23 protein-coding genes are annotated in these 26,070 nt (G+C 66.1%); 18 read left to right on the top strand and 5 right to left on the bottom strand.

The annotated features are described in order from the left end of the window. Positions 1–3 precede the first annotated feature (3 nt). Both NYO99_RS11480 and ilvA read right to left on the bottom strand, forming a co-directional pair. A complete protein-coding gene (locus NYO99_RS11480; RefSeq protein WP_268167313.1) occupies positions 4–1,077 on the bottom strand; it encodes a nicotinate-nucleotide--dimethylbenzimidazole phosphoribosyltransferase in 1,074 nt (357 codons plus the stop codon). A gap of 34 nt (positions 1,078–1,111) precedes the next feature. Beyond that, the gene (gene ilvA, locus NYO99_RS11485; RefSeq protein WP_268167383.1) at positions 1,112–2,632 is read right to left on the bottom strand and encodes a threonine ammonia-lyase, biosynthetic; all 1,521 of its coding nucleotides are present in this window, start codon (positions 2,630–2,632) and stop codon (positions 1,112–1,114) included. 285 nt (positions 2,633–2,917) lie between these two features. Here ilvA and NYO99_RS11490 point away from each other — a divergent pair, with 285 nt between their 5' ends. Continuing rightward, positions 2,918–3,349: an OsmC family protein gene (locus NYO99_RS11490; protein ID WP_268167314.1), complete on the top strand. Its 432-nt coding sequence runs from the start codon at positions 2,918–2,920 to the stop codon at positions 3,347–3,349. Here the strand turns inward: NYO99_RS11490 and coq7 are convergent, their stop codons facing one another. After that, complete coding sequence (coq7, locus tag NYO99_RS11495; protein ID WP_268167315.1) at positions 3,350–4,033, bottom strand: 2-polyprenyl-3-methyl-6-methoxy-1,4-benzoquinone monooxygenase; 684 nt, start codon at positions 4,031–4,033, stop codon at positions 3,350–3,352. 174 nt (positions 4,034–4,207) lie between these two features. Between coq7 and NYO99_RS11500 the strand changes: the two genes are divergently transcribed. The 6 genes from NYO99_RS11500 to NYO99_RS11525 all read left to right on the top strand — a co-directional run bounded on the left by NYO99_RS11500 (position 4,208) and on the right by NYO99_RS11525 (position 10,635). Continuing rightward, positions 4,208–5,221, top strand: a complete 1,014-nt coding sequence (locus NYO99_RS11500) for a porin (protein WP_268167316.1) — start codon at positions 4,208–4,210, stop codon at positions 5,219–5,221. A 173-nt stretch (positions 5,222–5,394) separates the two neighbouring features. Beyond that, a complete protein-coding gene (locus NYO99_RS11505; protein ID WP_268167317.1) occupies positions 5,395–6,564 on the top strand; it encodes a porin in 1,170 nt (389 codons plus the stop codon). Between the two features lie 176 nt (positions 6,565–6,740). Further along, complete coding sequence (locus NYO99_RS11510; protein WP_268167318.1) at positions 6,741–7,718, top strand: ABC transporter permease; 978 nt, start codon at positions 6,741–6,743, stop codon at positions 7,716–7,718. 3 nt (positions 7,719–7,721) lie between these two features. Continuing rightward, complete coding sequence (locus NYO99_RS11515; protein ID WP_268167319.1) at positions 7,722–8,666, top strand: ABC transporter permease; 945 nt, start codon at positions 7,722–7,724, stop codon at positions 8,664–8,666. Beyond that, positions 8,663–9,643, top strand: a complete 981-nt coding sequence (locus NYO99_RS11520) for an ABC transporter ATP-binding protein (RefSeq protein WP_268167320.1) — start codon at positions 8,663–8,665, stop codon at positions 9,641–9,643. Before NYO99_RS11515 ends, NYO99_RS11520 begins: the two co-directional genes overlap by 4 nt. Then, positions 9,640–10,635: an ABC transporter ATP-binding protein gene (locus NYO99_RS11525; RefSeq protein ID WP_268167321.1), complete on the top strand. Its 996-nt coding sequence runs from the start codon at positions 9,640–9,642 to the stop codon at positions 10,633–10,635. Before NYO99_RS11520 ends, NYO99_RS11525 begins: the two co-directional genes overlap by 4 nt. Here NYO99_RS11525 and lptM read toward each other — a convergent pair. Further along, the gene (gene lptM, locus NYO99_RS21375) at positions 10,632–10,778 is read right to left on the bottom strand and encodes an LPS translocon maturation chaperone LptM (RefSeq protein ID WP_422395492.1); all 147 of its coding nucleotides are present in this window, start codon (positions 10,776–10,778) and stop codon (positions 10,632–10,634) included. The genes NYO99_RS11525 and lptM overlap by 4 nt on opposite strands. Positions 10,779–10,789: 11 nt before the next feature. Here lptM and cyaY point away from each other — a divergent pair, with 11 nt between their 5' ends. Further along, the gene (cyaY, locus tag NYO99_RS11530; RefSeq protein WP_268167322.1) at positions 10,790–11,122 is read left to right on the top strand and encodes an iron donor protein CyaY; all 333 of its coding nucleotides are present in this window, start codon (positions 10,790–10,792) and stop codon (positions 11,120–11,122) included. Between the two features lie 6 nt (positions 11,123–11,128). Here the strand turns inward: cyaY and NYO99_RS11535 are convergent, their stop codons facing one another. Further along, on the bottom strand, positions 11,129–13,519 hold the full coding sequence (locus NYO99_RS11535) for a penicillin-binding protein 1A (RefSeq protein WP_422395493.1): 2,391 nt from the start codon (positions 13,517–13,519) through the stop codon (positions 11,129–11,131). A gap of 284 nt (positions 13,520–13,803) precedes the next feature. Between NYO99_RS11535 and NYO99_RS11540 the strand changes: the two genes are divergently transcribed. The 10 genes from NYO99_RS11540 to NYO99_RS11585 are packed head-to-tail and all read left to right on the top strand — an operon-like array spanning position 13,804 to position 25,942. Then, positions 13,804–14,883, top strand: coding sequence for a pilus assembly protein PilM (locus NYO99_RS11540; protein WP_268167324.1), 1,080 nt, complete (start codon positions 13,804–13,806; stop codon positions 14,881–14,883). Next, positions 14,880–15,482, top strand: coding sequence for a PilN domain-containing protein (locus NYO99_RS11545; RefSeq protein ID WP_268167325.1), 603 nt, complete (start codon positions 14,880–14,882; stop codon positions 15,480–15,482). Before NYO99_RS11540 ends, NYO99_RS11545 begins: the two co-directional genes overlap by 4 nt. A gap of 5 nt (positions 15,483–15,487) precedes the next feature. Continuing rightward, positions 15,488–16,165 (top strand): type IV pilus inner membrane component PilO, encoded by a 678-nt coding sequence (locus NYO99_RS11550; RefSeq protein WP_268167326.1) that lies wholly within the window; start codon positions 15,488–15,490, stop codon positions 16,163–16,165. Further along, complete coding sequence (locus NYO99_RS11555; RefSeq protein ID WP_268167327.1) at positions 16,162–16,686, top strand: pilus assembly protein PilP; 525 nt, start codon at positions 16,162–16,164, stop codon at positions 16,684–16,686. Before NYO99_RS11550 ends, NYO99_RS11555 begins: the two co-directional genes overlap by 4 nt. After that, positions 16,683–18,887 carry a type IV pilus secretin PilQ gene (locus NYO99_RS11560; protein ID WP_268167328.1) on the top strand — a complete coding sequence of 735 codons (2,205 nt, stop codon included), beginning with the start codon at positions 16,683–16,685 and terminating at the stop codon, positions 18,885–18,887. The genes NYO99_RS11555 and NYO99_RS11560 overlap by 4 nt, the downstream gene beginning before the upstream one ends. Positions 18,888–18,924: 37 nt before the next feature. Further along, positions 18,925–22,335, top strand: a complete 3,411-nt coding sequence (locus NYO99_RS11565; RefSeq protein ID WP_268167329.1) for a beta strand repeat-containing protein — start codon at positions 18,925–18,927, stop codon at positions 22,333–22,335. A gap of 6 nt (positions 22,336–22,341) precedes the next feature. Continuing rightward, complete coding sequence (locus NYO99_RS11570; protein WP_268167384.1) at positions 22,342–22,902, top strand: shikimate kinase; 561 nt, start codon at positions 22,342–22,344, stop codon at positions 22,900–22,902. A 38-nt stretch (positions 22,903–22,940) separates the two neighbouring features. After that, positions 22,941–24,035, top strand: a complete 1,095-nt coding sequence (gene aroB, locus NYO99_RS11575) for a 3-dehydroquinate synthase (RefSeq protein ID WP_268167330.1) — start codon at positions 22,941–22,943, stop codon at positions 24,033–24,035. After that, a complete protein-coding gene (locus tag NYO99_RS11580; protein WP_268167331.1) occupies positions 24,035–25,174 on the top strand; it encodes a deoxyguanosinetriphosphate triphosphohydrolase in 1,140 nt (379 codons plus the stop codon). The genes aroB and NYO99_RS11580 overlap by 1 nt, the downstream gene beginning before the upstream one ends. Positions 25,175–25,234: 60 nt before the next feature. Next, positions 25,235–25,942, top strand: coding sequence for an REP-associated tyrosine transposase (locus NYO99_RS11585; protein WP_268167332.1), 708 nt, complete (start codon positions 25,235–25,237; stop codon positions 25,940–25,942). Positions 25,943–26,070 lie beyond the last annotated feature (128 nt).

Below are 26,070 nucleotides of genomic sequence, written 5' to 3' on the forward strand. Positions count from 1 at the left end.
CCCTCAGGCGCCCAGCGTGGGCACCTGGGCGCCCGCTTCGGGGCGCATGGACAACCGGGCCTCAGCCACCTCGTGCAGGTCGGTCAGCAGGGCTGCCGCAGAGCGGATCATGGGCCAGGCGAGTGCCGCGCCGGTGCCGTCGGCACTGTCCATGCCGAGCTCCAGCAGCGCCGACGCGTGGAACAGCGCCAGCGCTTCATCCAGCCCGCGGTGCACGTGGCTGCGGCAGAACACGGCGTAGTCGGTCACCGGCGCGCAGATCAGCGAGGCCAGCTTGAGCGCGGCGCAGGCAGCGATGCCGTCGACGATGATGAGGCTGCGCTTGCTGGCAGCCACCAGCATGGCGCCGACCATCACCGCCAGCTCATGCCCCCCGAAGGCGGCCAGCAGGTCCATTGGATCCTTGGCATCGCGGTGGCGGGCCTGGGCGCCGTGCAGCACGTCCAGCAGGTGAACGAGGTCGTCCTGGCGCATGGTGGGGCCGGACACGACGAAGTCCCGCACCGGTAGATCGGCCAGCCGCGACAGCACCAGCGCCGCGCATTCCGCCGAGCCCTGGCCCATGGATGCGCAGGCCAGCACGTTGCCGGGCAGGTTGTCGGCGATCTCCATACCCACGCGCACGCCGGCATGGGCCTGCTCCAGGCTCATGGCTGGCGCCGTGCGCGCATTGCGCGTGCCGTGCGCGACCTTGCGGGCCAGCAGGCGGGCATGCGGCGGCAGGTTGTCGGCGACGCCGCAGTCCACCACGGTCAGGTGCAGGCCCTGCAGCCGCGCGAACACGGAGACGGGCAGTTGGGCGTGCAGCGCCATCTGCACCTGGTCTTTGGTGGCGCGGCCCCATTGGGCACCCACGCCATCGACGACGATGCCGTGATCCGCGGCGAACAGCGCCAGCACGGGATCGCGGAAGCGCGGCGTCAGGCTGTTCTGCACAAGGCCCAGGCGCACGGCCAGGGGTTCCAGTTCGCCGAGGCCGCCGGCAATGGCCGACCGCCGGTCGACGCGGTCGCGCAGGGCTTTCTCCAGTTCAGGATTGGCGGTAGGTGAAATCAGCGACTGTTGGGCGACGGTCATGGCACAAGTGGCACGCAAGTGCCTGGATTTCAACTCAACCCAGGAACAAGCGATAGACCGGGTTGGCCGTCTCGTCCTCAAACGGGTAGTTCAATCCTGCCAGGAACTCGCGCAACGCGGCGGCGTTGCCCTTGGGGACCTGGATGCCGACCAGGATGCGGCCGTGGTCTGCGCCCTGGTTGCGGTAGTGGAACAGGCTGATGTTCCAGTCCGGGTGCATGCTGGAGAGGAACTTCATCAGCGCGCCCGGCCGCTCGGGGAACACGAAGCGGTACAGCCGCTCGTTGCGCGCCAGCTCGCTGTGGCCGCCCACCATGTGCCGCACATGCTGCTTGGCGAGTTCGTCGTTGGTCAGGTCCAGCGTCTCGAAGCCCGCCTTTGTGAAGGTGCGCGCCAGCTTGGCAGCCTCGTCGGGCTTGGAAATGCCGATGCCGACGAAGATGTGCGCAACCTGCGCGTCGGCGATACGGTAGTTGAACTCGGTGACGCTGCGCGGGCCCAGCAGTTCGCAGAAGCGCTTGAAGCTGCCGCGCGCCTCGGGAATGGTGACGGCAAAGAGGGCCTCACGCTGCTCGCCCACCTCGGCCCGCTCGGCGACGAAGCGCAGGCGGTCGAAGTTCATGTTGGCGCCACAGGTGATGGCAATCAGGTTCTGGCCCTTGGCGCCAGTTCTCGCTGCGTACTGCTTGACAGCGGCGACGCTCATCGCGCCCGACGGCTCCAGGATGGAGCGCGTGTCCTCAAAGACGTCCTTGATCGCCGCGCAGACGGCGTCGGTGTCGACGACGATGTAGTCGTCCACCAGTTCGCGGGCGATGCGGAAGGTCTCCTCGCCCACCAGCTTGACGGCCGTGCCGTCGGCGAACAGGCCCACGTCGTTCAGCGTGACGCGCTTGCCGGCCTTGACCGAGCGCAGCATGGCGTCGGAGTCGGTGGTCTGCACGCCGATGATCTTGATCTCGGGGCGCAGCGCCTTCACGTAGGCCGCGACGCCGGAGATCAGCCCGCCGCCGCCGATGGCGACGAAGATGGCGTCAATGGGGCCGGGGTGCTGGCGCAGGATCTCCATCGCGATGGTCCCCTGGCCGGCGATGACGTCGGGGTCATCAAACGGATGGACGAAGGTCAGTCCCTGTGCGGCCTCCAGTTCCTTGGCGTGGCCGTAGGCGTCCGTGAAGCTCTCGCCGGACAGGACCACTTCCCCACCCAGCGCCTTGACGGCATCGACCTTCACCTGCGGCGTCGTGAGTGGCATCACGATGACAGCGCGGCAGCCCAGCTTCTTCGCCGACAGGGCCACGCCTTGCGCGTGATTGCCGGCAGATGCACAGATGACACCGGCGGCGCGCTGCTCGGTCGTCAGGTGCGCCATCTTGTTGTACGCGCCGCGCAGCTTGAAGCTGAACACGTCCTGCTCGTCCTCGCGCTTGAACCAGACCTTGTTGGCCAGCCGTTTGGACAATTTGGCTGCGTGCGTCAGGTCAGTTTCCTTCGCCACTTCATAGACCCGGGCATTCAGGATGCGCTGCAGGTAGCTGCTGCCGGGCGGCAGCATCGCGGGCGCCTGGGATGCGGGCGGGCGGCGGCGCGAGGCGCTCATCGAGTCTCCATGCGGTTTTGTTGCGGCGCCGCATGATAGGGGAGGCCCTTCGTGCAGCGCCGCCCGCTGGCTTCGGCGAAAAAAAACCCGAGCTCTTTCAAGCTCGGGTTGAATCCACCATGGAGGCGGTGGAGGAGACAATCGGTGCGAAAGCTTTTTCGCGTGCCGCCAGTGTAGCGTCGAGTTATGCTGCGGTGCAATATTTTTTGTGAAAAATTGGAGCTTTGCCTCTAGATGAGCATGGACTGCACAGTGAGTTGGCTGGGCCCCGAGGGTCCGAGTGGGATGAGCTTCGTTGCCGAGACCGGCAGCGGCCACGTGCTGTCGATGGACGGTGCGCCCGATGGTGGCGGCCGCAACCTGGCGCCGCGGCCGATGGAGATGGTGCTGGCGGGTACCGGTGGCTGCACGGCCTATGACGTCGTTCTCATCCTCAAACGCGGTCGCCACGATGTGCGCGGCTGCAAGGTCGTGCTGAAGGCTGAGCGGGCCACCAGTGATCCCAAGGTCTTCACGGCCATCAATTTCCACTTTGTGGTCAGCGGCAAGGGCTTGAAGCCTGAGATCGTCGAGCGCGCGATCGGGCTGTCGCATGAGAAGTACTGCTCGGCCACCGCCATTCTGGCCAAGACGGCAGCCATCAGCACCTCGTACGAGGTCGTCGAGGTCTGATCAGACGCGGTGGGCCACGGTCGTCATGACCTTGGCCGCCAGGCGCATCAGCCCTTTCACCGGCGCGGGCAGCGGCGCGGCGCCGGCAGCGAGCGCGGCTTCGGCATGCGCGGCTTCCTCGTGCTTCATCTGCTCCACGATGGCCCGGGACGCAGCGTCGCCAGCCGGCAGTCGGTCGAGATGGGAGGCCAGGTGCGCTTCCACTTGGCGTTCGGTCTCGACCACGAACCCCAGGCTCCATCGATCACCGGCAGCGCCTGCCAAGCTGCCCCACGCAAATGCGCCAATCCACCAGACGGGTGCGAGGTGGCTGGTGTGGGCGCCCAGTTGGGCGAGGCGCTCCTCAGTCCAGGCGAGATGATCCAGCTCCTCCTGCGCTGACTGCTTGAAATGCTGCTGCAAGTCGGCAGTGCGGCCGAACAGTGCTTGCGATTGGTACAGCGCCTGGGCGCAGATCTCACCGACATGATTGACGCGCATCAGCGCGCCGGCTTCCGCGGCGTCGTGTGCGGTCATGGCATCGGACTGAATCCCCGCGGCGGGCGAGGGGCGCGACGCGCGCGTCTTGGTGAAAACTGTCCTCAGGCCGGACTCGAGCGCTGCGAGCGCACGATCGCTCGCGCTCAGACTTGGGAATCGGGATGTGTTGCTATTGGGTTGCATTCGGTTGCTGCCAGACTGCATGAACAAATCATGACATTGACGTTGCCGTTGTGGATCGGCAACGGGATTGCATCAATTCATATCCGTGAATTCCCCGAGGGGCCAAACCTGTAGTGGAATATGCGCACTCTCTCTCGGGGAGTGCGTCGCTGCGCCGTATCGGCTGGCGGCTGAATGAATTTCTAGGAGTATCGAATGAAGAAAGCTCTGATTGCCCTGGCCGTGCTCGGTCTGACCGGTGGTGCTGCCGTCGCGCAATCGTCGGTCACCATGTTCGGCGTGCTGGACATGAGCCTGCGCTACACGAAGGCCAACGGCCAAACGCTGAAGCAGCTGGCCAACGATGGCTTGAACAGCAGCCGTCTGGGCGTGCGTGGCGTGGAAGACCTGGGTGGCGGCCTGAAGGCCGGCTTCTGGCTCGAAGGCCGCATCAACGGCGACAACGGCTCGGTCGACACCTCGCGCTTCTGGGGCCGTCGCACCAGCGTGAGCCTGATGGGCGACTTCGGTGAAGTGCGTCTGGGCCGCGGCAAAACCTCGACCCGCCTGCACATCGATGACTTCGATCCGTACTCGACCACCGGTCTGGGCGACGTCGAGAAGGTCTACTCGGTGCTGGGCAGCGCGTCCGACACCCTGAACCGCTCCGACAACATGGTTCAGTACTTCCTGCCGAGCAACCTGGGTGGCGTTTACGGTTCCGTGGACGTTGCTGCTGGTGAAGGCACTGCAGGCAAGAAGATGTACGGTGGTCGCCTGGGCTACAAGCAAGGCCCGATCAACGTCGCTGCCGCCCTGCAGGAGACGACCGGTACCGGCAACGTCAAGTTCAAGCAGATGAGCATTGGCGGTTCGTACGATTTCGGCATCGCCAAGCCGTCGCTGAACTACAGCCAGAACGAGTTCGGCGCTCGCGAGCAGAAGCTGCTGACCTTCGGCCTGACCGTGCCGCTGGGCCAAGGCCAGATCCTGGCTTCGTACACCGACGCCAAGGCCAACGGCGCTGCCGAGTCGCTGAGTGGCGTGGGCGATGCCAAGCTGATGGCTGCCAGCTACGTCTACAACCTGTCCAAGCGCACCGCGCTGTACACGACCGTGGCTCAGATCAAGAACAGCGGCCTGGGCCGTTTCGCACTGGCCAATTCGCCGGTCGTCACGAATGGCGCGAAGTCCAGCGGCTTCGACGTCGGCGTTCGCCACAGCTTCTGATTCAGTGCGGCTGCGGCCGCCTTGTTCAGCCAAAGCCGCCTTCGGGCGGCTTTTTCTTTGTCTCGCTGGAGACAGGGGAATCGCTGTGGACTGGGAACAACAGACGGCTCGGTGCTCGACGGTGCTTCGCTGAGAATAAGTTTGTTCACATTCCTACTCAGGAGACATCCCTCATGAAAAAAGCCACCTTGGCCCTCGCCGTCCTGGCCGCCAGCACCTCGGCCGCTTGGGCTCAGTCCAGCGTCACGTTGTACGGCATCGTCGATGTGGGCGTTCGTTACACGTCGAACGCCAACGCTGGCACGTCGACCAAGACCGTGGTTCCTGGTGGCATGTCGCAAAGCCGCCTGGGTGTGAACATCACCGAGGACATGGGTGGCGGCCTGAAGGCGCTGGCCAATCTGGAGCACCGCCTGCAGTCCGACACCGGCGCGGTGTCTGGCAACCCTGATTTCTGGCGCCAGGCCTGGGTGGGTCTGCAATCCAGCGAGTTCGGCCAGATCCGTCTGGGCCGTCAGTACAACATCCTGTTTGACCTCTACACGTCGACCTTCGCCTCGTTCCGCTACTCGCCGTACATCGAGGCTTACAAGCCCGAAATCGGCCTGGCAATGACGGCGCGCCAGGACAACATGGTCAAGTACCTGGTCCAGCTGGGCAACATCTACGGTGAAGTGCAGATCAGCGCCGGTGAGGGTGCCTCGGGCGCTGCGGCTGCCCAGCCCGCCAAGACGTTCGGCGGCCTGCTGCGTTACAGCGACGGCAAGTGGGGCGCTGGTGGCGCCTACTTGGAGGCCACGGAACAGACCGGCAAGAAGATCAAGGCCACGGTGCTGGGCGCGTCCTACACCGACGGACCGCTGTACGTGCATGCCTCTTGGGGTGAGAACAAGTTCGACGGCATCTCGAACCTGATCACCGGTGCCACGTCGGTGAGCGACGCAACCAGCCCGTTCCGTGTCGGCCTGACCACTCGCGGCGCGTACACCAGCGGCCTGCTGGGTGCCAGCGTGTTCAACACGAACTCTGCTGACATCAAGACCCGCACGATGTACATGTTCGGTGCGACCTACCAGCTGACGCCGCAACTCAACATCGGCGCGAACGCTTGGCTGACCAAGCAGACGCACTACGGTCTGGCGCTGGCGCCGCTGGGTCTGTCCACGAGCGCGAACCGCTCCTCGAAGGCTGACTTCTACGCGGTCGTGCTGGACTACGCGTTCTCCAAGCGCACCGACGCGTACCTGGAAGTCGACTACACGAAGACGAGCGGCTCGGTCGCCTTCGCCAACGGCGCGATGAAGCGCGGCGGCTCGATGGTGGGCTTGCGTCACCGCTTCTGATCCTGCGGCGGCGTGCAGCCGCCTCGTGGGTGTGACGGGCCGCATCAGCGGCCCGTTTTCTTTGTGGGCACTGCTCTTGCTGAGCTAGGGCTTTCCCGGGCGCTGGAGCGTCGTGGCCTTCGCCATGATCGCGCCTTCGCTCAGCGCCACAAGCGCAACAGGCTCTACCGAACCTCATGCTGGTTTTCATCCTCCGCCGTCTGGCCCAAGCCGTCGTCGTCATGCTGTCGGTGGCCTTCATCGCCTTCATGCTGTTCCAGTACGTTGGCGATCCCGTCACCAACCTGCTGGGCCAGGACGCCACAGAGGAGCAGCGCATTGCGCTGCGCAAGGACCTGGGGCTGGACCAACCCTTTCCGGTGCAGTTCGCCCGCTTTGCAGGCAACGCTGTCCAGGGCGAGTTCGGCATCAGCCTGCGCCAAGGGCGCAAGGTGTCGGCGCTCATCGTTGAGCGCTTCCCGGCCACGCTGGAGCTGGCGCTGGTCGCTGGCCTGATTGCCTTGTCGGTCGGCATCCCGCTGGGCGTCTATGCCGCGTTGCGTCGTGGCAAGGCCAGTGCCCAGGTGCTGATGACGGGCACCTTGTTCGGCGTGAGCCTGCCCAACTTCGTCATCGGCATCGTGCTGATCTGGGTGTTTGCTGTGGAGCTGAAATGGCTGCCCAGCTTCGGCCGGGGTGAGGTGGTGACGTTGGGCGCTTGGACGACCGGATTGCTGACGCGCGACGGCCTGCTGCACCTGATCCTGCCGGCCGTCACGCTGTCGGCCTTCCAGATGACGCTGATCATGCGACTGGTGCGTGCCGAGATGTTGGAGGTGCTGCGCACGGATTACATCCGCTTTGCCCGCGCCCGCGGCCTGACGAACCGCAGCGTCTACTTCGGCCACGCATTGAAGAACACGCTGGTGCCCGTCATCACCATCACCGGCCTGCAGTTGGGTTCTCTGATCGCCTTCGCGATCATCACCGAGCAGGTCTTCCAGTGGCCCGGCATGGGGCTGCTGTTCATCCAGGCCGTGCAGTTCGCCGACATCCCCGTGATGGCGGCCTACCTGTGCCTGATCTCGCTGATCTTCGTCGTCATCAACCTGGGCGTGGATCTGCTTTATTTCGCCGTCGACCCGCGCTTGCGCGTCGAGGGCAAGGCTCACTGACGCATGGCTTCCGACGCCACTCCTTCTGCCGCGCCGCCGGCTTCGGCGCTGCGCCGCTTTTTCGACGGCGACATCTGGCACTCGTTCCGCTCATCGCCGGTCGCGATGCTGGCGGCGCTGATCGCGACCGTCTGCATGGTCTGCGCGTTGTTCGCGGGCTGGATCGCGCCGCACAACCCGTTTGATCTGGCCACGCTGGAGTTGATGGACTCGCTGAAACCGCCTGCTTGGGTGGAGGGCGGGGACGCGCGCTTCCTGCTGGGCACAGACGGCCAGGGGCGCGACATCCTGTCGGCGCTGATGTACGGCGCGCGCATCTCTCTGCTGGTGGGCATTGCGTCAGTGCTGCTGTCCATCGTGATCGGTGTCAGCCTGGGTCTGCTGGCCGGCTTCCTGGGTGGCCGCACGGACGCCTTCATCATGCGCCTGTGCGACGTGATGCTGTCCTTCCCGTCCATCCTCGTCGCACTGATGATCAGCGGCATCGCCCGCAGCCTGTTCCCGCAGGCGCCGGATGCGCTGGCGTTCGTGGTGCTCGTGCTGGCGATCGCATTGACCGGCTGGGTGCAATACGCCCGCACGGTGCGTGGCTCCACGCTGGTGGAGCGCAACAAGGAGTATGTGCAGGCCGCCCGCGTCATCGGTGTCGGCTCGCTGCGCATCATGCGTCGGCACGTGCTGCCCAATGTGCTGGGGCCGGTGCTGGTGCTGGCCACCATCCAGGTTGCATCGGCCATCATCACGGAAGCGACGCTGTCCTTCCTGGGCGTCGGCGTGCCGGTCACCAGCCCCTCGCTGGGCACGCTGATCCGCAATGGCAACGACACCCTGTTCTCCGGTGAGTGGTGGATCACCGCCTGGCCCAGCCTGACGCTGGTGCTCATCACCCTGAGCGTCAACCTGCTGGGCGACTGGCTGCGTGATGCGCTCAACCCCCGTCTGCGATGACTACTCCCCTGCTTGAAGTCGACCACCTGCGGGTGGAGTTCCCGACCCGGCGCGGCACGCTGCTGGCGCTGGACGACATCTCCTTCGCCATCGCGCCGGGCGAGATCCTCGGTGTTGTCGGCGAGTCCGGTGCCGGTAAATCTCTGACGGGCGCGGCCATCATCGGCCTGCTGGATCCGCCGGGGCGCATCGCTGCCGGCGAGATCCGCCTGGCCGGCCGACGCATCGACAATCTGCCCTACGACGAGATGCGCCGCGTGCGCGGCCGCGAGATTGGCGCCGTGTTCCAGGACCCGTTGACCTCGCTGAACCCGCTCTACACGGTGGGCCGCCAGCTCACCGAGACCATCACGACCCACCTGGATCTGACGGCCTCGCAGGCCCGGGCCCGGGCCATCGAGCTGCTGGCATCCACGGGCATCCCGGCGCCCGAAGCGCGTGTGGACCACTACCCGCACCAGTTCTCCGGCGGCATGCGCCAGCGCGTGGTCATTGCACTGGCGCTGGCGGCCAACCCCAAGCTCATCGTGGCCGACGAGCCGACGACGGCACTGGACGTGTCCATCCAGGCGCAGATCATTGCGCTGCTGAAGAAGGTCTGCAAAGAGCAGGGTGCGGCCGTCATGCTAGTCACTCACGACATGGGTGTCATCGCGGAGACCTGCGACCGTGTCGCCGTGATGTATGCCGGGCGCATCGCCGAGATCGGCCCCGTGGCGGACGTTATCCACCGGCCTGCGCATCCCTACACGGTGGGCCTCATGGGCTCCATCCCGGCCATGGACGAGGACCGTGAGCGGCTGCTGCAGATCGACGGCGCGATGCCGCGCCTGAATGCCATTCCGTCGGGCTGTGCCTTCAATCCGCGTTGCTCGCGTGTGGCGGATCGCTGCCGCATCGATCGACCCGAACTGGCTGCGGCCGGTGCGACCCAGGCGGCCTGCTGGCTGCCGGTGACGGCGGAGGTGGCGCGATGAGCAAGCCGCTCGTGGAGGTGCGTGACCTCGCCAAGCAGTTCGACGTTTCGCCGCCGTGGCTGAACCGCGTCATCGAACGCAAGCCCAAGGCCTTCGTGCATGCGGTGGACGGTGTGTCCTTCAGCATCGCGCGTGGCAAGACGCTGGCATTGGTGGGCGAGAGCGGTTGCGGCAAGAGCACCGTGGCGCGGCTGCTGGTGGGCCTGTATGGCGCGACGCAAGGCAGTGTCAGCTTCGATGGCGAGGACATTGCGAAGACGTTGTCGGGTCCTGGGGCTGCTAAGCTGCGCCGGCGCATGCAGATGATCTTCCAGGATCCCTATGCGTCGCTGAACCCGCGTTGGAAGGTGCTGGACATCGTTGCCGAGCCGCTGCGCGAGCACGGCCTCATCAAGACCGACGCCGAAGCGCGCCAGCGCGTCGGCGAACTGCTCAGCGCGGTGGGCCTGAACCCGGCCGATGCGCTGAAGTTCCCGCACCAGTTCTCGGGCGGCCAACGCCAGCGCATCTCCATCGCGCGGGCGCTGGCCACGCAGCCGGAGTTCCTGGTCTGCGACGAGCCCACGTCGGCGCTCGATGTGTCGGTGCAGGCGCAGGTCCTCAACATCATGAAGGACCTGCAGCGCGAGCAGGGCCTGACCTATCTCTTCATCTCGCACAACCTGGCCGTCGTGCGCCACGTGGCGGACGAGGTGGGGGTGATGTATCTGGGCCGTTTGGTGGAGGTGGCCGACAAGGCGACGCTGTTCTCGGCGCCCCGGCATCCGTACACGCGCATGCTGCTGGACGCGATCCCGGACATCCACATGACCGGCCGCGCCCGCACGCCCGTGCACGGCGAGGTGCCCAACCCGCTGAACCCGCCGAGCGGCTGCAGCTTCCACCCGCGCTGCCCGCTGGCGAACGCGCGCTGCAAGGCCGAGCGGCCGGCGCTGCTGGAGATTCGTGGCGTGCGCGTGGCCTGCCACGCGGTCGAGGAGGAGCGCGCCTAACGCGCCGCCGACTTGGGCGCGGAGGCCGCGTCGGTGGGCTTGGGTAACGTCAGCGGCCCTTTCTGTCCACAACCCGCAAGCGCGGCAAGGGTGATGGCCAGGGCGATCAGGCGCCCACCTACACTGACGGCAGTTCTCTTCATTGCCGCAGTTTATGTCCCTGTCCGACGCTGATTACCACGCCAAGTCCCACGCACTGCTGGCCCGCATCGAGGCGCAGGTCGATGCCTGGCTGGACGACGATGTAGTCGACATCGACAGCCACCGCACCGGCGGCCTGCTGGAGCTCAGCCTGCCCGGTGGCAGCAAGATCGTCATCAACACGCAGCCGCCGCTGCAGGAGATCTGGCTGGCGGCGCGCTCGGGCGGCTACCACTTCCGGTGGGACGGCGCGCAATGGGTGGACCGCGAGGGCCACGAGTTCCTGGCCCGGCTGTCCCGCAGCGCGAGCGAACAGGCCGGTCAGGCGCTGACGTTCAGCGCCTGACGCGGCTCAACGCTTGAAGAGGTCCAGGATGGACTTCTTCTCGTCGTCGGTCGCTGCCGGCGGCGCGTTGGGTTCGGCTGCGAGTTCCTTCACGCCGCTGCCGGACGTGAACTCCTCGTAGAACCACTCGCCCTTGAGGTTGACCACACCCTCGGGCGGCGTGACCTCGTCGACCGGCTTGTTCTTCAGCGCAAAGCCCATGTACTCGATCCACACCGGCAGGCTCAGGCCCCCGCCGGTCTCCCGGTCTCCAAGCTTGCGCGGCTGGTCGTAGCCAATCCAGACGACGGCGACCAGGTCCTTCTGGTAGCCGGCGAACCAGGCATCCATCGAGTCGTTGGTGGTGCCGGTCTTGCCGTAGACGTCCGGGCGCTTCAGCGTCGCCTGAGCGCGCGCCGCCGTGCCGCTGCGCGTGACCTCCTGCAGCAGGCTGCTCATCAGGAAGGCGTTGCGCGGCTCGATGGCGCGGGCCTCCTCAGCGAGCGCGATGGTCTGGGCTTCGTAGAGCAGGCGACCATTGCTGTCGGTGACGCGGGCGATCAGCTGGGGGCTGATGCGGTAGCCGCCATTGGCAAAGGCGGCATAGCCCTGGGCCATCTGCATCGGCGTCACCGAGCCGGCCCCGAGCGCCATGGTCAGGTAGGCCGGGTGCTTCTCCGCTTCGAAGCCGAAGCGGGTGATCCACTCCTGCGCCTCCTTCACGCCCACCGAGTGCAGCACGCGGATGGACACCATGTTCTTGGACTTGGCCAGCGCCGTGCGCAGCGGCATCGGACCTTCGAACTTGCCGTCGTAGTTCTTGGGCTCCCACGGCTGGCTGCCGGTCGTGCCGGCGTCGAAGAACAGCGGCGCGTCGTTGACGATGGTGGCCGGTGTGAAGCCCTTCTCCAGCGCGGCGGAGTAGATGAAGGGCTTGAAGCTGGAACCCGGCTGGCGCCAGGCCTGGGTCACGTGGTTGAACTTGTTCTTGGCGTAGTCGAAGCCGCCCACCAGCGCGCGCACCTGGCCGGTTCGCGGGTCCAGTGACACGAAGGCGCCTTCCACCTCGGGCAGTTGCGTGATGGTCCACTCGCCGCCGTCCTTCTGCTTGGGGCCTTTGACCACGCGGATGACGGCGCCGCGGCGGATGCGCGTCTTGGGGTTGCCCTTGTCGGACAGGCCGGATGTGGCCGGGCGCAGGCCGTCGCCGGTGATGGTGATGGCATCGCCGCTCTGCAGCACGGCGGTCACCTTCTTGGGGTCGGCGCTGAGGACGACGGCCGCGAGCAGTTCGTCGTTGGCCGGGTGATCGGCCAGCAGCAGCGCAACGCGGGCGTCCAGTTCCTTGGCGTCGCCCGGCAGATCTGCGTAGGCCTCGGGGCCACGGTAGACCTGGCGCTTCTCATAGTCCAGGATGCCGCGCCGCAGCGCGCGGTAGGCCACGTTCTGCTCGGCGCTGTCCAGCGTCAGGTAGACGTTCAGGCCGCGCGAGTAGGCCTCCTCGCCGTACTGGCTGAAGATCAGCTGGCGGGCGGCTTCGGCCACGAACTCGGCGTGCGAGACCGACGCCTGCACCGGCCGGATGCGCAGCTTCTCGGCCTTGGCCTCATCCCGCTGTTCCTCGGTGATGTAGCCCGTCTCGTACATGCGCTCGATGATGTACTGCTGCCGGATCGTCGCCCGCTTGGGGTTGTTGATCGGGTTGTAGGAAGAGGGCGCCTTGGGCAGGCCGGCCAGCATGGCGGCCTCGGCCACGCTGAGCTTGTCCAGCGTCTTGCCGAAGTAGATCTCGCTGGCTGCCGCGAAGCCGTGTGCGCGGTGACCCAGGAAGATCTGGTTCATGTAGATCTCGAGGATCTTCTCCTTGGGCAGGGCGGCCTCGATCTTCAGCGCCAGCAGGATCTCGTAGATCTTGCGCGTGAAGGTCTTCTCGGTGGACAGGTAGAAGTTACGCGCCACCTGCATCGTGATGGTGGACGCCCCCTGGCTGCGCGACTCCGTGACATTGGCCAGACCGGCGCGGATGACGCCCAGGTAGTCCACGCCACCATGCTGAAAGAAGCGCGCGTCCTCGATGGCCAGCACGGCCTCCTGCATCAGCTTGGGGATCTGCTGGATGGGCAGATAGTTGCGGCGCTCCTCGCCGAACTCGCCCAGCAGCACGCCGTCGCTGGACAGCACGCGCATGGGCAGCTTGGGGCGATAGTCGGTCAGGCCGCCGATGTCGGGCAGCTTGGGGTAGGCCAGTGCCAGGCCCAGTGCCAGGAGCAGGGCCACGGCTAGCGCTCCGCCAGCCAGCAGGCCGATGCTCCACAGCGTCAGCCGGCCAAGGCGGGCAGCGAGCGTGTGGGAGGAGCCTGGATGCGGGGCGGGGCTGGCAGCTGCGTCGGGCGCAGCGGATCGAGACTTGTCTTTCATGTGCCAGCTGTGCATGCCCGCAGGCGCGTGGGAGAGAGGCGGCGGATTATAGGAAGCGCTGCTGGGGCGATCGGTTGGCCCGCGCGCTGCGGAAAAACTGTGTCAAATCAACGCCAGCCCTGTGTTTGCCACGAGCTTGTTTCATTGTCGAATCGTGTATGTTCAGCAACGTGGCGTTACCAGCTCGGGCCGGATTTTCGTTCGGTGTCAACGGCTTTGCTGCTAGCATTCAAGTAACTTATTAATAGTCCGATACGGTACTCCGCGCATCGGCAACAAGGGGCATGGGAATACTTGACGCGCTTTTGGGTCGCAAGCACCCAGCCTTGATCGGCTTGGATATCAGTTCTTCCAGCGTCAAGCTGGTGGAGTTGAGCCAGACCAAGAGCGGCGAGTTCGTGCTGGAGCGCTTTGCCAGCGAGCCCTTCGAGAAGGGCTGGATCGTCGACGGCCAGATCGAAAAGTTCGACGAGGTGGCTGACGCCGTGCGCCGCGTCGTCGCGCGCAGTGGCACCAAGACGCGTGATGCGGCCCTGGCCATGCCGCAGTCGGCCGTCATCACCAAGAAGATCATGCTGCCCGCCGGGCTGCGCGAGGAAGAGCTGGAGCTGCAGGTAGAGGCCGAGGCCAACCAGTACATCCCGTTCTCGCTGGATGAGGTGAGCCTGGATTTCTGCGTCATCGGCCCCAGCCCGACGTCGGTGGGGGATGTCGAGGTGTTGATTGCCGCCTCGCGCAAGGATCGCGTGCAAGACCGTCAAGGCTTGGCTGAGGCCGCCGGCCTGCGGCCTGTGGTGCTCGACATCGAGTCCCATGCATCGCGCATGGCCATGGGGCGCTTGGTGCAGGCGCTTCCGAATGAAGGCAAGGACGCGCTGGTGGCGCTGTTCGAGATCGGTGCCGACACCACCAGCCTCAAGGTGCTGCGCGATGACGAGTTGCTGTACGACCGTGACCAGTCGTTCGGCGGCTCGCAGTTGACGCAGCTCATCTCGCGCCAGTACGGCTTCTCCTTCGAAGAGGCCGAGCAGAAGAAGCTGGCCAACGACCTGCCGGAAGACTACGAGACCAGCGTGCTCAACCCCTTCGTTGACAGCCTGTCCCAGGAGATCGGGCGGGCGTTGCAGTACTTCTTCACCAGCACGCCGCACCACAAGGTGCATTACGTGATGCTGGCGGGTGGCACGGCCACCTTGCCGGGCTTGAAGGAGCGTGTGACCGACCTGACCGGCTTCGCCTGCATGGTGGTCAACCCGTTTGAGAACATGGGCATGGGCTCCGCGGTGCGTGAGCCCAAGCTGCGCCGTGAGGCGCCGTCCTATCTGACCGCCTGCGGCCTCGCCATGCGGAGGTTCTTCCAGTGATCTTGATCAACCTGCTGCCTTACCGAGAGGAAAGGCGCAAGCGGCGTAAGGCTGCGTTCTTCGCGGGGCTGGGCCTGGCTGGGCTGGTCGGGGCTGGCGTGGTTGTGGCTGCCTATCTGCTGCTGCAGTTCCTGACGCAGGAGCAGCGCTCGCACAACCAGTACATCCAGAACGAGATCTCGCGCCTGGAGGCGCAGATCAAGGACATCGCCAATCTGAAGGCGGAGATCGAGTCCCTGAAGTCACGCCAGCGCGCGGTGGAAGACCTGCAGACCGATCGCAACACGCCGGTGCACCTGCTCAACGACCTGGCCCGCCTGGCGCCCGAGGGCATCTACCTGACGGCCATCCGCCAAGCCGACAAGGCCGTGACCGTCAGTGGTACCGCGCAGACCAACGAGCGGGTCTCCGAGTTCCTGCGCAACATCTCGCGGGGCTCGGAGTGGCTGGAGAAGCCGGACCTCATCGAGGTGAAGCTCGCCAACGTCAGCACCAGCACGCGCGACGCGCGGCGGCTGCTGGACTTCTCCATGACGGTCACGATCAAGGTACCGCCGCGTGAACCCGCTGCGGGCGCCTCCGCGCCGAACAAGGGCTGACCAACATGGCCATTGCACTGTCCAAGATCGACGTGAACGCCTGGTTCAACGACCTGAGCGCGCAATTCCAGGGGCTCAATCCCAACGAGCCGGGCCAATGGCCGTTGGCCCCCAAGCTGGCCTCGGCGTTGGGGGTGATGGTGGCCGTGATCGCGGCCGGCTACTTCTTCCTGCTGGCTGACGAACAGGCCGGGTTGGATGCCGAGCGGGCTCGGGAACCACAACTGCGCCAGGACTTCCAGGCCAAGTTGGCCCAGGCCGTCAACCTGCCCGAACTGCGCAAGCAGAAGAGTCAGGTTGAAGAGTACGTGACGCAACTGGAGAAGCAGTTGCCGGGCAAGGCCGAGATTGACTCGCTGCTGTCCGACATCAGTGGTGCTGGTGTGGGCCGCGGCCTGCAGTTCGAGCTGTTCCGTCCGGGTCAGGTGCTGATCAAGGACTATTACGCTGAGCTGCCGTTTGCGCTGCGCGTGTCAGGGCGCTATCACGACATCGGCGCATTCGCGGCCGACGTTGCCAACCTGTCGCGTATCGTGACGCTGCACAACCTTGTCGTGACCTCGCCGCCGGCACCCAACAGCCCGCTGAGCATGGAGGCGACGGCCCGCACCTACCGCTACCTCGATGCGGCGGAAGTGGCGGACCAGAAGAAGGCTGCCGCCAAGGCCGGAGGCAAGAAATGAAGCGGCTGCTGATGTGCGTGGCCGCCGCGGTCGGCCTGGTGGGTTGCGGTAGTGACGCGGAGGAACTGCGCCAGTGGATGGAGCAACAGCGCAAGGAGGCCAAGCCGTCCGTCACGCCGCTGCTGCCGCCCAAGAAGTTCCTGCCTCAGCCCTATGAGTCTGTGGCTGGGGTGGACCCGTTCAGCACGCAGAAGCTCAGCGTCGCCATCAAGCAGGAAGCGGCCCAGCCCAATTCGCTGCTGACGGCCGAGATCAACCGGCGCAAGGAGCCGCTGGAGGCCTACCCGCTGGACAGCATGTCCATGGTGGGCAGCCTGACGCGCGACAACCGGCGCTACGCGCTGCTGCGCGTCGATAACCTGCTTTATCAGGTCAAGGCCGGGGACTACCTCGGCCAGAACTTCGGTCGCGTCACCAAGATCAGCGAAACCGAAATCACGTTGCGAGAAGTCGTCCAGGACGCTGCGGGCGAGTGGATCGAGCGCACCAGTACCCTCCAGCTACAGGAGAAGGGACGATGAAGACACTGCAGGAGAACAAGGCCATGGGGCGTAGCGGGTTGCTGGGGGTTGCCTTTGCGCTGCTGTGCGCGCCAGCGGCATGGGCGCAGACGCAGATCCGGGCGATCAACTCCAGCCAGCAGGCCGGGGTGGACGTCGTGCGCATCGAGCTCAGCGAACCGTTGCCGGCCGTGCCCACGGGCTTCACCGTGCAGACGCCACCGCGCATTGCCATCGACCTTCCCGGCGTCGTCAACGGCATCGGCCGCAACCTCGTGGACATCAACCAGGGCAACCTGCGTTCGGCCAACGTCGCCCAGGCGGGTGATCGCTCGCGCGTGGTGCTCAACCTGCGCCAGGCGTCCAACTACAGCGCCAAGCTGGAAGGCAACGCGCTGGTGCTGGTGCTCAATGCCACGGCTGCGGCAGCGCAGGCGCCCGGTGAGCCGGTGCACTTCGCGCAGAGCCTGAACACCGCACCGCAGGCGCTGCGCGACATCGATTTCCGTCGCGGTGCCGACGGCGCGGGCCGCGTCATCGTCAACCTGCCGAGCAATCAGGTGGGGGTCGACATCCAGCAGCAGGGCCAGAGCCTGGTGGTGGAGTTCCTGCGCTCCAGCCTGCCCGAGAACCTGCGCCGCAAGGTGGATGTGACCGACTTCGGCACGCCGGTGCAGATGATCACCAGCTCGCAGGCGGGGGACCGCGTGCGCATGGTCGTCGAGCCCAAGGGCAACTGGGAGCACAGTGCTTACCAGAGCGACAACCAGTTCGTGCTCGAGGTGCGGCCGCAGAAGGTCGACCCCAACAAGCTCACGCAGGGCCCGGGCTACGCCGGTGACAAGCTGTCGCTGAACTTCCAGAACATCGAAGTGCGCGCGCTGCTGCAGGTCATCGCCGACTTCACGAACTTCAACGTCGTCACCAGTGACACCGTGACCGGCAGCGTCACGCTGCGCCTGAAGGACGTGCCCTGGGACCAGGCGCTGGACATCATCATGCAGGCCAAGGGCCTGGGTCTGAAGAAGTCCGGCAACGTGCTGTGGATCGCGCCCAAGGACGAACTGGCCACCAAGGAAAAGCTGGATCTGGAAGCCAAGGCGGCCATCGCCCAGCTCGAGCCGGTGCGCACCCAGTCCTTCCAGCTCAACTACGTGAAAGCCGAGGAAATCGCCAAGGGCCTGACGGGTCAGAGCATCGGCAGCGGCAGCAACAGCGCCGGCGGCGGCAGCAACTCGGGCGGCAGCAGCAGCGGCGGCTCTGGTTCCGGCACGCGCATCCTGTCGCCCCGCGGCAGCGTCATCTCCGAGGCGCGCACCAACCAGCTGTTCGTGTCCGACATCCCGAGCAAGCTCGAAGAGATCCAGGCCATGATCGCCAAGATCGACATCCCGGTGCGCCAGGTGTTGATCGAGGCGCGCATCGTTGAGGCCAATGATCGTTTCGGCCGCGCACTGGGTGTGAAGCTGGGTGGCTACGACGCCCGCGGCCGCTCTGGCGGCATCCCGGGCTACAACGTGGGTGGCGACAGCTACCTGACGGTGGGCAGCAACTACAACCTGGTTGGCTGGCAGACGCGCCAGACCGCCACCGACCCGGGCTACAACAACACCAATTTCGTCAACCTGCCGGCCAACACCTCGTCGGACAGCTTTGCTGGCGCCGTGGCCCAGACCGTCGCCGTGTCGCTGTTCAGCGCCACTGCCAACCGCTTCCTGAACCTGGAGCTGTCGGCGCTGGAGTCCGACGGCAAGGGCAAGGTTGTGTCCAGCCCGCGCGTCATCACGGCCGACCAGGTCAAGGCGCTGATCGAACAGGGCGAGGAACTGCCCTACCAGGTCGCCACCGCAAGCGGCGCCACGTCCATCGCTTTCCGCAAGGCCAACCTCAAGCTCGAGGTCACGCCGCAGATCACGCCGGAAGGCAGCGTCATCCTGAACGTGGACGTTAACAAGGACAGCCGCGGCACGCTGACGCCTCAGGGCTACGCCATCAACACCAAGCATGTGCAGACGCAGGTGCTGGTGGAGAACGGCGGCACGGTGGTCATCGGCGGCATCTACACCCAGGACGAGGGCGAGACCATCAACAAGGTGCCGCTGCTGGGCGATGTGCCCTTCGTCGGCAACCTGTTCAAGAACAAGACGCGCACGACGTCCAAGACCGAGCTGCTCATCTTCCTGACGCCCAAGGTCGTCAGCGAGCGGGCTGCAGTTCGCTGAGCCGTCACGACATTCAGAGATATCCAGGAGTTCGAGCATGTTGCAAACCATCGTCACGCGGGGCTGGCGACGCCTGACCCAGGCTGCGCTGGGTCTGGGGATGGCCGCCTTCCTGTCCGCCTGTGGCGGCGGCGGCGGCAGCGCCGGTGATCCGACCTTCCCCGGCACGGGTGGTGGCACCACCAGCCCCACGGCTGCGGATCTGGTCGTCACGCTGAGCGGTGGGACCCTGCCGAACGATGGCAGTGGCTCGGCGCTCGTCAGCGTCTACGCGGTTGATGCCAAGCGCAACACGGTGGCGGATGTGCCGGTGTCCTTGTCGGTCAATGCCAATGCCGTGCTGACGCCCAGCGGCACCAAGACCGATGCGGCCGGTTTGGTCACGGGCGCGGTGCGTATCGGTTCCGACACCGCCTTGCGCACCATCACGGTCACGGCTGTCAGCGGCTCCATCACGAAGACGGCGCAGATCACCGTCGTCACGCCCACGCCGGGCGGCACGACGTCCGGTCCGTCGCTGACGGTCGGCCTGTCCAACCAGTTGATCACCCCGGCTGTGGGCGCCACCGTGACGGTGACGCTGAAGTCCGCGACCGGGACGGCCTTGTCTGACGTGGTGGTGAACCTGTCGACCAGCCGCGGCAATCTGGGCACGCTGTCCGTCACCACGGTGCGGACGGATGCGAACGGTCAGGGCACCGCGCTGCTGAAGGCCAGTACGTCGGGCATCACCGGCGCAGACTATGTGACGGCGGTTGCTACGCTGGGCGCCTCGACGGTCAGCGCCGAGCAGGCGTTCACGGTCAGCAACGCGCTGCCGACCCTCACCTTGAACCCCACCAGCACGACGCTGCGCCTGTCGCAGGCTGCGCCTCAGGTGACGGCGACGCTGCGCGACGCTGCCGGCCAACCGGTGGCCAACCAGATCGTCAGCTTCGCGGCCACGTCAGGCGTCAACTTCACCCCCAACCCGGCCACCGTGCCCACCGATGCGGCGGGCGTTGCGCGCACGACGCTGAACCTCACCGCGGCCGGCGGCTCGGTGTCGTCATCCGAGATCCTGCAGGCGACGACCAGCTACGCGGACCAGTCCCTCGCTGGCAGCGTGGTCGTCCAGATCGTTGGCGAGACGCCGACGGCGACGATGACGCTGAGCAACTCCACGATCAATTCGCTGCAGTCCTCGTCCAACGTCAACGTGCTGGTCCGGGATGTCGGCGGCAATCCGGTGTCGGGCCAGGTGGTCCGGTTCAGCTCCGAGTTCGGTCTCGTCAAGTTCGACGCGGCGACGGCCGTGACGAATGCGAGCGGCGTGGCCAGTGCCGTCGCGACGCAGGCGGTGTCGTCCTCCAACGGCGCGGACGTGATCCGCGCCACGGCTACCCTGAACAACATCACGGCCAGCGACAGCAAGCCGGTGCAGGTGGTCAGCGCCACGTCGCCGGGGTCGCCGGTGCTGCAACTGGGGCTGTCGACCACCTCGGTCAGCGCCGCCGTGCCCGCCACGGTCACCGCCACCTTGACGGATTCGCGCGGCCAGCCGGTCGCCGGTCAGGTCGTGGCCTTCACCGTCGTTCGTGGCCTGGGTCGTACCAACGTCGGCACGGCGCTGACGGACACCAACGGTCGCGCGGTGGCGCTGCTGTCGCCGTCCACCGCCGCCTCGGCCGGTGCAGACGAAGTCACGGCGTCGGTGCAGTACTCGGCCACCACGCTGTCGGCCACGCAAGGCTTCCAGGTGCAGGCAACCAATGCCACCATCGCCAGCTTCACCGGCCCGGCCTCCATCTCGCCTTATGGCCAGGACTCGCTGACGCTGACCTTGACGGGCGCCGCGGTCGAGTCGCCGGTCAAGCTGAGCGTGTCCTCGTCCTGTGCGGCGGCCGGCAAGGCCACGGTGTCGCCGGCCACGATCTCGGCCACCAGCAACACCGTCACGCTGCAGTACCGCGACAACGGTTGCGGTGCGGTGCAGCCGTCTGACCTGCTGCAGGTCGTCATTGACGGCACATCCACAGCGCGCCAACTGACGCTGCCCATCGGCGCGCCTGCGGCTGTCAGTCTGGCCTTTATCTCGTCGCTGCCGGAGCAGATCTTCCTGAAGGGCTCGGGCTTCACTGAATCCTCCATCGTGACCTTCGAGGTGCGCGACGCCGCAGGCAACCCGCTGCCCAACAAGCTGGTGGAGCTGCGCCTGCAGACCGGCGCCGGTGGCACGACGATGGAGAGCCGTGGGGTCGAGTCTGTGGACCCGTTGTCGGCCAGCCCGTTCACGCAGACCTCCAACGCGCTGGGTCGTGTGCAGGTGCGCGTGAACTCCGGCACGCAGCCCACGCCGGTGCGTGTGCATGCCAAGCTGAGCGGCGAAGCGATCGCGACCGTGTCCAGCAACCTGAGCGTGGGCATTGGCCTGCCATCGCAGCTGAACTTCTCGATGTCGCAGCGCACCTTCAACATCGAAGGCTACGACCGGGACAACACGCCCAATACGTACACCATCATTGCCGCTGACCGCAGCGGCAACCCGGTGCCGGTGGGCACGGTGGTCAACTTCATTGCCGAAGGCGGCCAGATCGAGTCCAGCAAGCAGATCACGCAGACCAACGGCATTTCGCAGGCAACGGTGAACTTCGCGTCCGCCCAGCCCAAGCCGGTGGACGGCCGCGTGAGCATCGTGGCCTATGCGCTGGGTGAAGAGTCCTTCATCGACAAGAACGGCAACAACGTCTACGACCTGAGCCAGAACGAAGAGTTCCAGGACCTCGGCAACATCTTCAAGGATCGCAACTACGACGGCAGCTACGACAGCGCCTTTGACGAGTACATCGGCCTTACGCTGGCCAGCAACACCAACAGCAGCTGCCGCACCTGGACGGGTACGGCGGGCATCCTGTTGCGGCTGGACTCGTACACGCCGTCTGTGCCTGCCACCTGCGATGACAAGTGGAGTGGTTCGGGCCAGGTGTATGTGCGCCGTGCAATGGAGACCGTGCTGTCGACCTCGACCGCGCGCCCGCTGTGGCCGTTCGGCAGCTCGTCGACCGGCAAGGCCAGCAGCCTGATGCGCCTGCAGGTTGGTCGCAACGTGACGGACACGGCGGACTTCTACCCGCTGAGCTCGGGCGACCGCGTCTGCAATGCCGGCACCACCGGCAGCGTCTACCTGATTGCAGCCGACAACAATCCGGGCCTGATCAGCAGCGGCGTGTACCCGCGCCTGAACCCGATGGCGGCCGGCACGGTCATCACGGCGACGACGCCGACCATCGGCTTCGCCGCCTCGGTGTCGGGCGGCTCGCCGGTGCCCAGCACCTACGATGCAACGGCCTTCGCAGTTGGCTACACCTTTGACACCGCCACCGCCGGTGCCGTGTTCGTCACGCTGACTTCTCCCAGTGGCGTGGGCACCAGCTTCGGCTTCACGGTGTACCGCGGCGCCTGCCCCTGAGTGACGCTGAAACTCTCGCTCGTCGGCATGCCCGGCGGTGGCAAGTCCACCGTCGGCAAACAACTGGCACGCCAAATTGGCGTGCCTTTTGTCGATTCGGATCATGAGATCGAGCACCGCATCGGCGGCAGCATCAAGGACTTCTTCGCCCGCCACGGGGAAGAGGCGTTTCGTGACTTGGAGACCGAGGTCATTGCTGACCTGGTCGTCCGCCCGGGTGATTGCGTGCTGGCCACCGGTGGTGGCGCGGTGCTGCGCGAGCGCAACCGCGAGTTGCTGCACCTGAACACGACGGTGCTGTACCTGCGTTCGACGCCCGAGGATCTGTTCCGCCGCCTTCGTCATGACACGACCCGGCCGCTGCTGCAGGTGAAGGATCCGCTGGCGCGGCTGCGCGAGCTGCACCAGCAGCGTGACCCGCTGTACCGGCGTTGCGCCCACTACGTGCTGGAGAGCAGCCGGCCTGCTGTGCAGGCGCTGGTCAACATGGCGCTGATGCAGTTGGAGCTGGCCGGTTTGCTGGACCCTGCGCGTGTGTCTGCGACCGTGGGTGCAGAGCCTCAGTGAGCCAGGGCATGCGTGGGTCGGCTCTTACACTTGGCCGCATGCCAGCCTCAGACACCGTCCGCATCCCGCTTCCTGACGACCGAGCCTACGACATTCGCATCGGCGCTGGGCTCTTGGATGAGCCCGCCAGCTGGCAGGGGCTGCCCAAGGCTGCGGCGGCCGTCATCGTCAGCAATGATTTGGTGGCGCCGATGTATGCCCAGCGCTTGCGCGAACGCCTGCTGGCGGTGTACTCGCGCGTGGATGTCGTGGAACTGCCCGATGGCGAGCAGTACAAGGACTGGGCCAGTCTGAACCGCGTGTTCGACCACCTGCTGGCCCAGGCGCTGGATCGCAAGACGGTTCTTTTCGCGCTGGGCGGTGGCGTCGTTGGCGACATGACGGGGTTTGCTGCCGCGACCTACATGCGCGGTGTGCCGTTTGTGCAGGTGCCCACCACGTTGCTGGCACAGGTGGATTCGTCCGTGGGCGGCAAGACCGCCATCAACCACCCGCTGGGCAAGAACATGCTGGGCGCGTTCTATCAGCCCGAGCGTGTCATTGCCGACCTGGACACGCTGGATACGCTGCCTGACCGCGAACTGCGGGCCGGGCTGGCAGAGGTCATCAAGTACGGCCCCATCGCAGACGCCGACTTCCTGGGCTGGATCGAAGTCAACCTCGACGCGCTGCTGGCCCGTGACAAGACGGCGCTGGCCCATGCGGTGCGCCGCAGCTGCGAGATCAAGGCCGATGTGGTCGGGCAGGACGAGAAGGAGCAGGGCCTGCGTGCCATCCTCAACTTCGGCCACACCATTGGCCACGCGATCGAGTCCGGCCTGGGCTACGGCGAGTGGCTGCACGGCGAGGCCGTCGCCTGCGGCATGGTGCTGGCGGCGGACCTGTCGCAGCGCATGGGCCTGATGCCGGCGGGCTTCACCGCGCGGCTGCGCACGCTGATCGAGCGCGCCGGCCTGCCGGTGGTGCCGCCCAAGCTGGGGGCTGCGCGCTATCTCCAGCTGATGCGCGTAGACAAGAAGGCTGAGGCCGGTGCCATCCGTTTCGTGCTCATCGAGGCGTTGGGGCGGGCTGGCTTGCATGCGGTGCCTGACGCGCTCATCGCCGAGACGTTGACGGCGCACGGAGCCGCGTGATGACGCCGGCGGCCCGCCTGGCTTGTGCTGCCGACCCGGCGCGCAGCCGTGGCCGCCGTCTCCCCGAGCCGGCCGCGCCCACGCGCAGCGAGTTCCAGCGCGATCGCGACCGCATCATCCACAGCACGGCCTTCCGCCGGCTGGTCTACAAGACGCAGGTCTTCCTCAATCACGAGGGCGATTTGTTCCGCACGCGGCTGACGCATTCGCTGGAGGTGGCGCAGCTGGGGCGCTCCATTGCCCGCAGCCTGGGCCTGGACGAAGACCTGGTGGAGGCGGTGGCGTTGGCCCACGACCTGGGCCACACGCCGTTCGGGCACGCTGGGCAGGACGTGCTGGATGCCTGCATGCAGGGCCACGGCGGCTTCGAGCACAACCTGCAGTCACTGCGCGTGGTCGATCACCTGGAACAGCGCTATGCGCGGTTTGACGGCTTGAACCTGTGCTTCGAGACGCGCGAGGGCATCCTGAAGCACTGCTCAAGGCGGAACGCCGAGTTGATCGAGGCGGTCGAGCCCGGCGGCATCGCGACGCGCTTTCTGCACGGCGGTCAGCCCAGCCTGGAAGCGCAGCTGTGCAACCTCGCTGACGAGGTGGCCTACAACGCGCACGATGTCGACGACGGCGTGCGGTCTGGCCTCATCGAGCTGGATCAATTGCTGGCTGTGGACCTGGTGCATGAGCACTGGCGCGCAGCGCTGGACGAGTACCCGCAGCTGACAGGCAAGCGTCTGCTGGCAGAGACGATACGCCGCATGCTGTCGGCCCAGGTCTACGACATCATCGACGCCACGCGCGCCGCACTCGCGGACGCTGCGCCGCCGGATGCGGGCGCCGTGCGCCGTGCCGAGAAGCCGCTGCTGCGCTTCAGTCCCGACATGCGGGCGCGAAGCACGGCGTTGAAGCGTTTCCTGTTCGCCAACCTGTATCGGCACCCGCAGGTGCAGGTCACACGGGGGCGTGCCGAGGAGGTGCTGCGCGAGCTGTTTGGCATCTACGCGAACGATCCGGCCCAACTGCCTGCCGACTTCGCCGAGCGCCCCGACCGCGAGCGCGCCTGCGCCGATTACATCGCCGGCATGACAGACCGCTTTGCCATCCGCGAGCACCAGAGGTTGACTGGCAAGCAGTTGTTTTGAAAATGGGGTCGGAGTCGAATATGCTGACTTTGGTGCGCCGTCGGCGCGACAAGGACATGCATGGCTCGCCTTCCCCGATTGATCCTGCCGGAGCTCCCGCATCACGTCATCCTGCGCGGTAACAACCGCCAGGCGATCTTCTTCAGCGATCTTGATCGCCAGCAGCTGCTGGCGACCCTGGCGGAGTCGGCGGCGCTGTACCGGGTGGCCATCCACGCCTACGTGCTGATGGACAACCACCTGCACCTGCTGCTAACGCCGCCGTCGGCCGATGCGCTGAGTCGCATGATGCAGTCGGTGGGGCGTCGTTACGTGGGGTGGTTCAACGCACGCCACCAGCGCAGCGGCACCCTGTGGGAGGGGCGCTTCCGAGCCGGGCTGATCGAGGGCGATCGGCATCTGCTGGCCTGCATGCGCTACATCGAGCTCAACCCCGTGCGTGCGGGCATCTGCACTGCAGCGGCGGACTGGCCTTGGTCCAGTGCCGCGCATCACCTGGGCCTGGCGCGCAATGTGCTGATCAGCGAACACGAGATGTACTGGCAGCTCGGCAACACCCCGTTTGAGCGCGAGCATGCCTACCGGGAGTTCCTGGAGCAGGGCGTCCCGAGCAACGAAAGGGCGCAGTTCACCGAAGCGGTGCTTCGCGGCCGGCCGGTGGGCAGCGAGGGGTTCTTGCGGTCGCTGGCGGTGGACCACGCGGCGGTCGTGGTGGCGCGGCCTCGGGGGCGGCCGCGGAAGCCAAAGTCTGTCGCTGACGCCTCTTGACTCTGGCCCCATTTATATTGACGACGACTCCTTTGGGGTTATTAAACTGACTCTGACCCCATATTAATCGTGTTGCTGCATTTGCTGCACTGCATTACGCTTCCGGGCTGTTGTGATCCAGGAGGCCG

Source organism: Roseateles hydrophilus, from assembly GCF_026712245.1.
Taxonomy (GTDB): domain Bacteria; phylum Pseudomonadota; class Gammaproteobacteria; order Burkholderiales; family Burkholderiaceae_C; genus Pelomonas; species Pelomonas hydrophilus.

Excerpts from the sequence above, each read along its gene's own strand:
- NYO99_RS11580 (WP_268167331.1), top strand. The coding sequence starts at position 24,035 with ATGACGCCGGCGGCCCGCCTGGCTTGTGCTGCCGACCCGGCGCGCAGC.
- lptM (WP_422395492.1), bottom strand. The coding sequence starts at position 10,778 with ATGAAGAGAACTGCCGTCAGTGTAGGTGGGCGCCTGATCGCCCTGGCC.
- aroB (WP_268167330.1), top strand. The coding sequence starts at position 22,941 with ATGCCAGCCTCAGACACCGTCCGCATCCCGCTTCCTGACGACCGAGCC.
- NYO99_RS11585 (WP_268167332.1), top strand. The coding sequence starts at position 25,235 with ATGGCTCGCCTTCCCCGATTGATCCTGCCGGAGCTCCCGCATCACGTC.
- NYO99_RS11515 (WP_268167319.1), top strand. The coding sequence starts at position 7,722 with ATGGCTTCCGACGCCACTCCTTCTGCCGCGCCGCCGGCTTCGGCGCTG.
- NYO99_RS11510 (WP_268167318.1), top strand. The coding sequence starts at position 6,741 with ATGCTGGTTTTCATCCTCCGCCGTCTGGCCCAAGCCGTCGTCGTCATG.
- cyaY (WP_268167322.1), top strand. The coding sequence starts at position 10,790 with ATGTCCCTGTCCGACGCTGATTACCACGCCAAGTCCCACGCACTGCTG.
- NYO99_RS11500 (WP_268167316.1), top strand. The coding sequence starts at position 4,208 with ATGAAGAAAGCTCTGATTGCCCTGGCCGTGCTCGGTCTGACCGGTGGT.
- ilvA (WP_268167383.1), bottom strand. The coding sequence starts at position 2,632 with ATGCTGCCGCCCGGCAGCAGCTACCTGCAGCGCATCCTGAATGCCCGG.
- NYO99_RS11550 (WP_268167326.1), top strand. The coding sequence starts at position 15,488 with ATGGCCATTGCACTGTCCAAGATCGACGTGAACGCCTGGTTCAACGAC.
- NYO99_RS11540 (WP_268167324.1), top strand. The coding sequence starts at position 13,804 with ATGGGAATACTTGACGCGCTTTTGGGTCGCAAGCACCCAGCCTTGATC.
- NYO99_RS11535 (WP_422395493.1), bottom strand. The coding sequence starts at position 13,519 with ATGAAAGACAAGTCTCGATCCGCTGCGCCCGACGCAGCTGCCAGCCCC.
- NYO99_RS11505 (WP_268167317.1), top strand. The coding sequence starts at position 5,395 with ATGAAAAAAGCCACCTTGGCCCTCGCCGTCCTGGCCGCCAGCACCTCG.
- NYO99_RS11520 (WP_268167320.1), top strand. The coding sequence starts at position 8,663 with ATGACTACTCCCCTGCTTGAAGTCGACCACCTGCGGGTGGAGTTCCCG.
- coq7 (WP_268167315.1), bottom strand. The coding sequence starts at position 4,033 with ATGCAGTCTGGCAGCAACCGAATGCAACCCAATAGCAACACATCCCGA.
- NYO99_RS11490 (WP_268167314.1), top strand. The coding sequence starts at position 2,918 with ATGGACTGCACAGTGAGTTGGCTGGGCCCCGAGGGTCCGAGTGGGATG.
- NYO99_RS11565 (WP_268167329.1), top strand. The coding sequence starts at position 18,925 with ATGTTGCAAACCATCGTCACGCGGGGCTGGCGACGCCTGACCCAGGCT.
- NYO99_RS11480 (WP_268167313.1), bottom strand. The coding sequence starts at position 1,077 with ATGACCGTCGCCCAACAGTCGCTGATTTCACCTACCGCCAATCCTGAA.
- NYO99_RS11555 (WP_268167327.1), top strand. The coding sequence starts at position 16,162 with ATGAAGCGGCTGCTGATGTGCGTGGCCGCCGCGGTCGGCCTGGTGGGT.
- NYO99_RS11525 (WP_268167321.1), top strand. The coding sequence starts at position 9,640 with ATGAGCAAGCCGCTCGTGGAGGTGCGTGACCTCGCCAAGCAGTTCGAC.
- NYO99_RS11560 (WP_268167328.1), top strand. The coding sequence starts at position 16,683 with ATGAAGACACTGCAGGAGAACAAGGCCATGGGGCGTAGCGGGTTGCTG.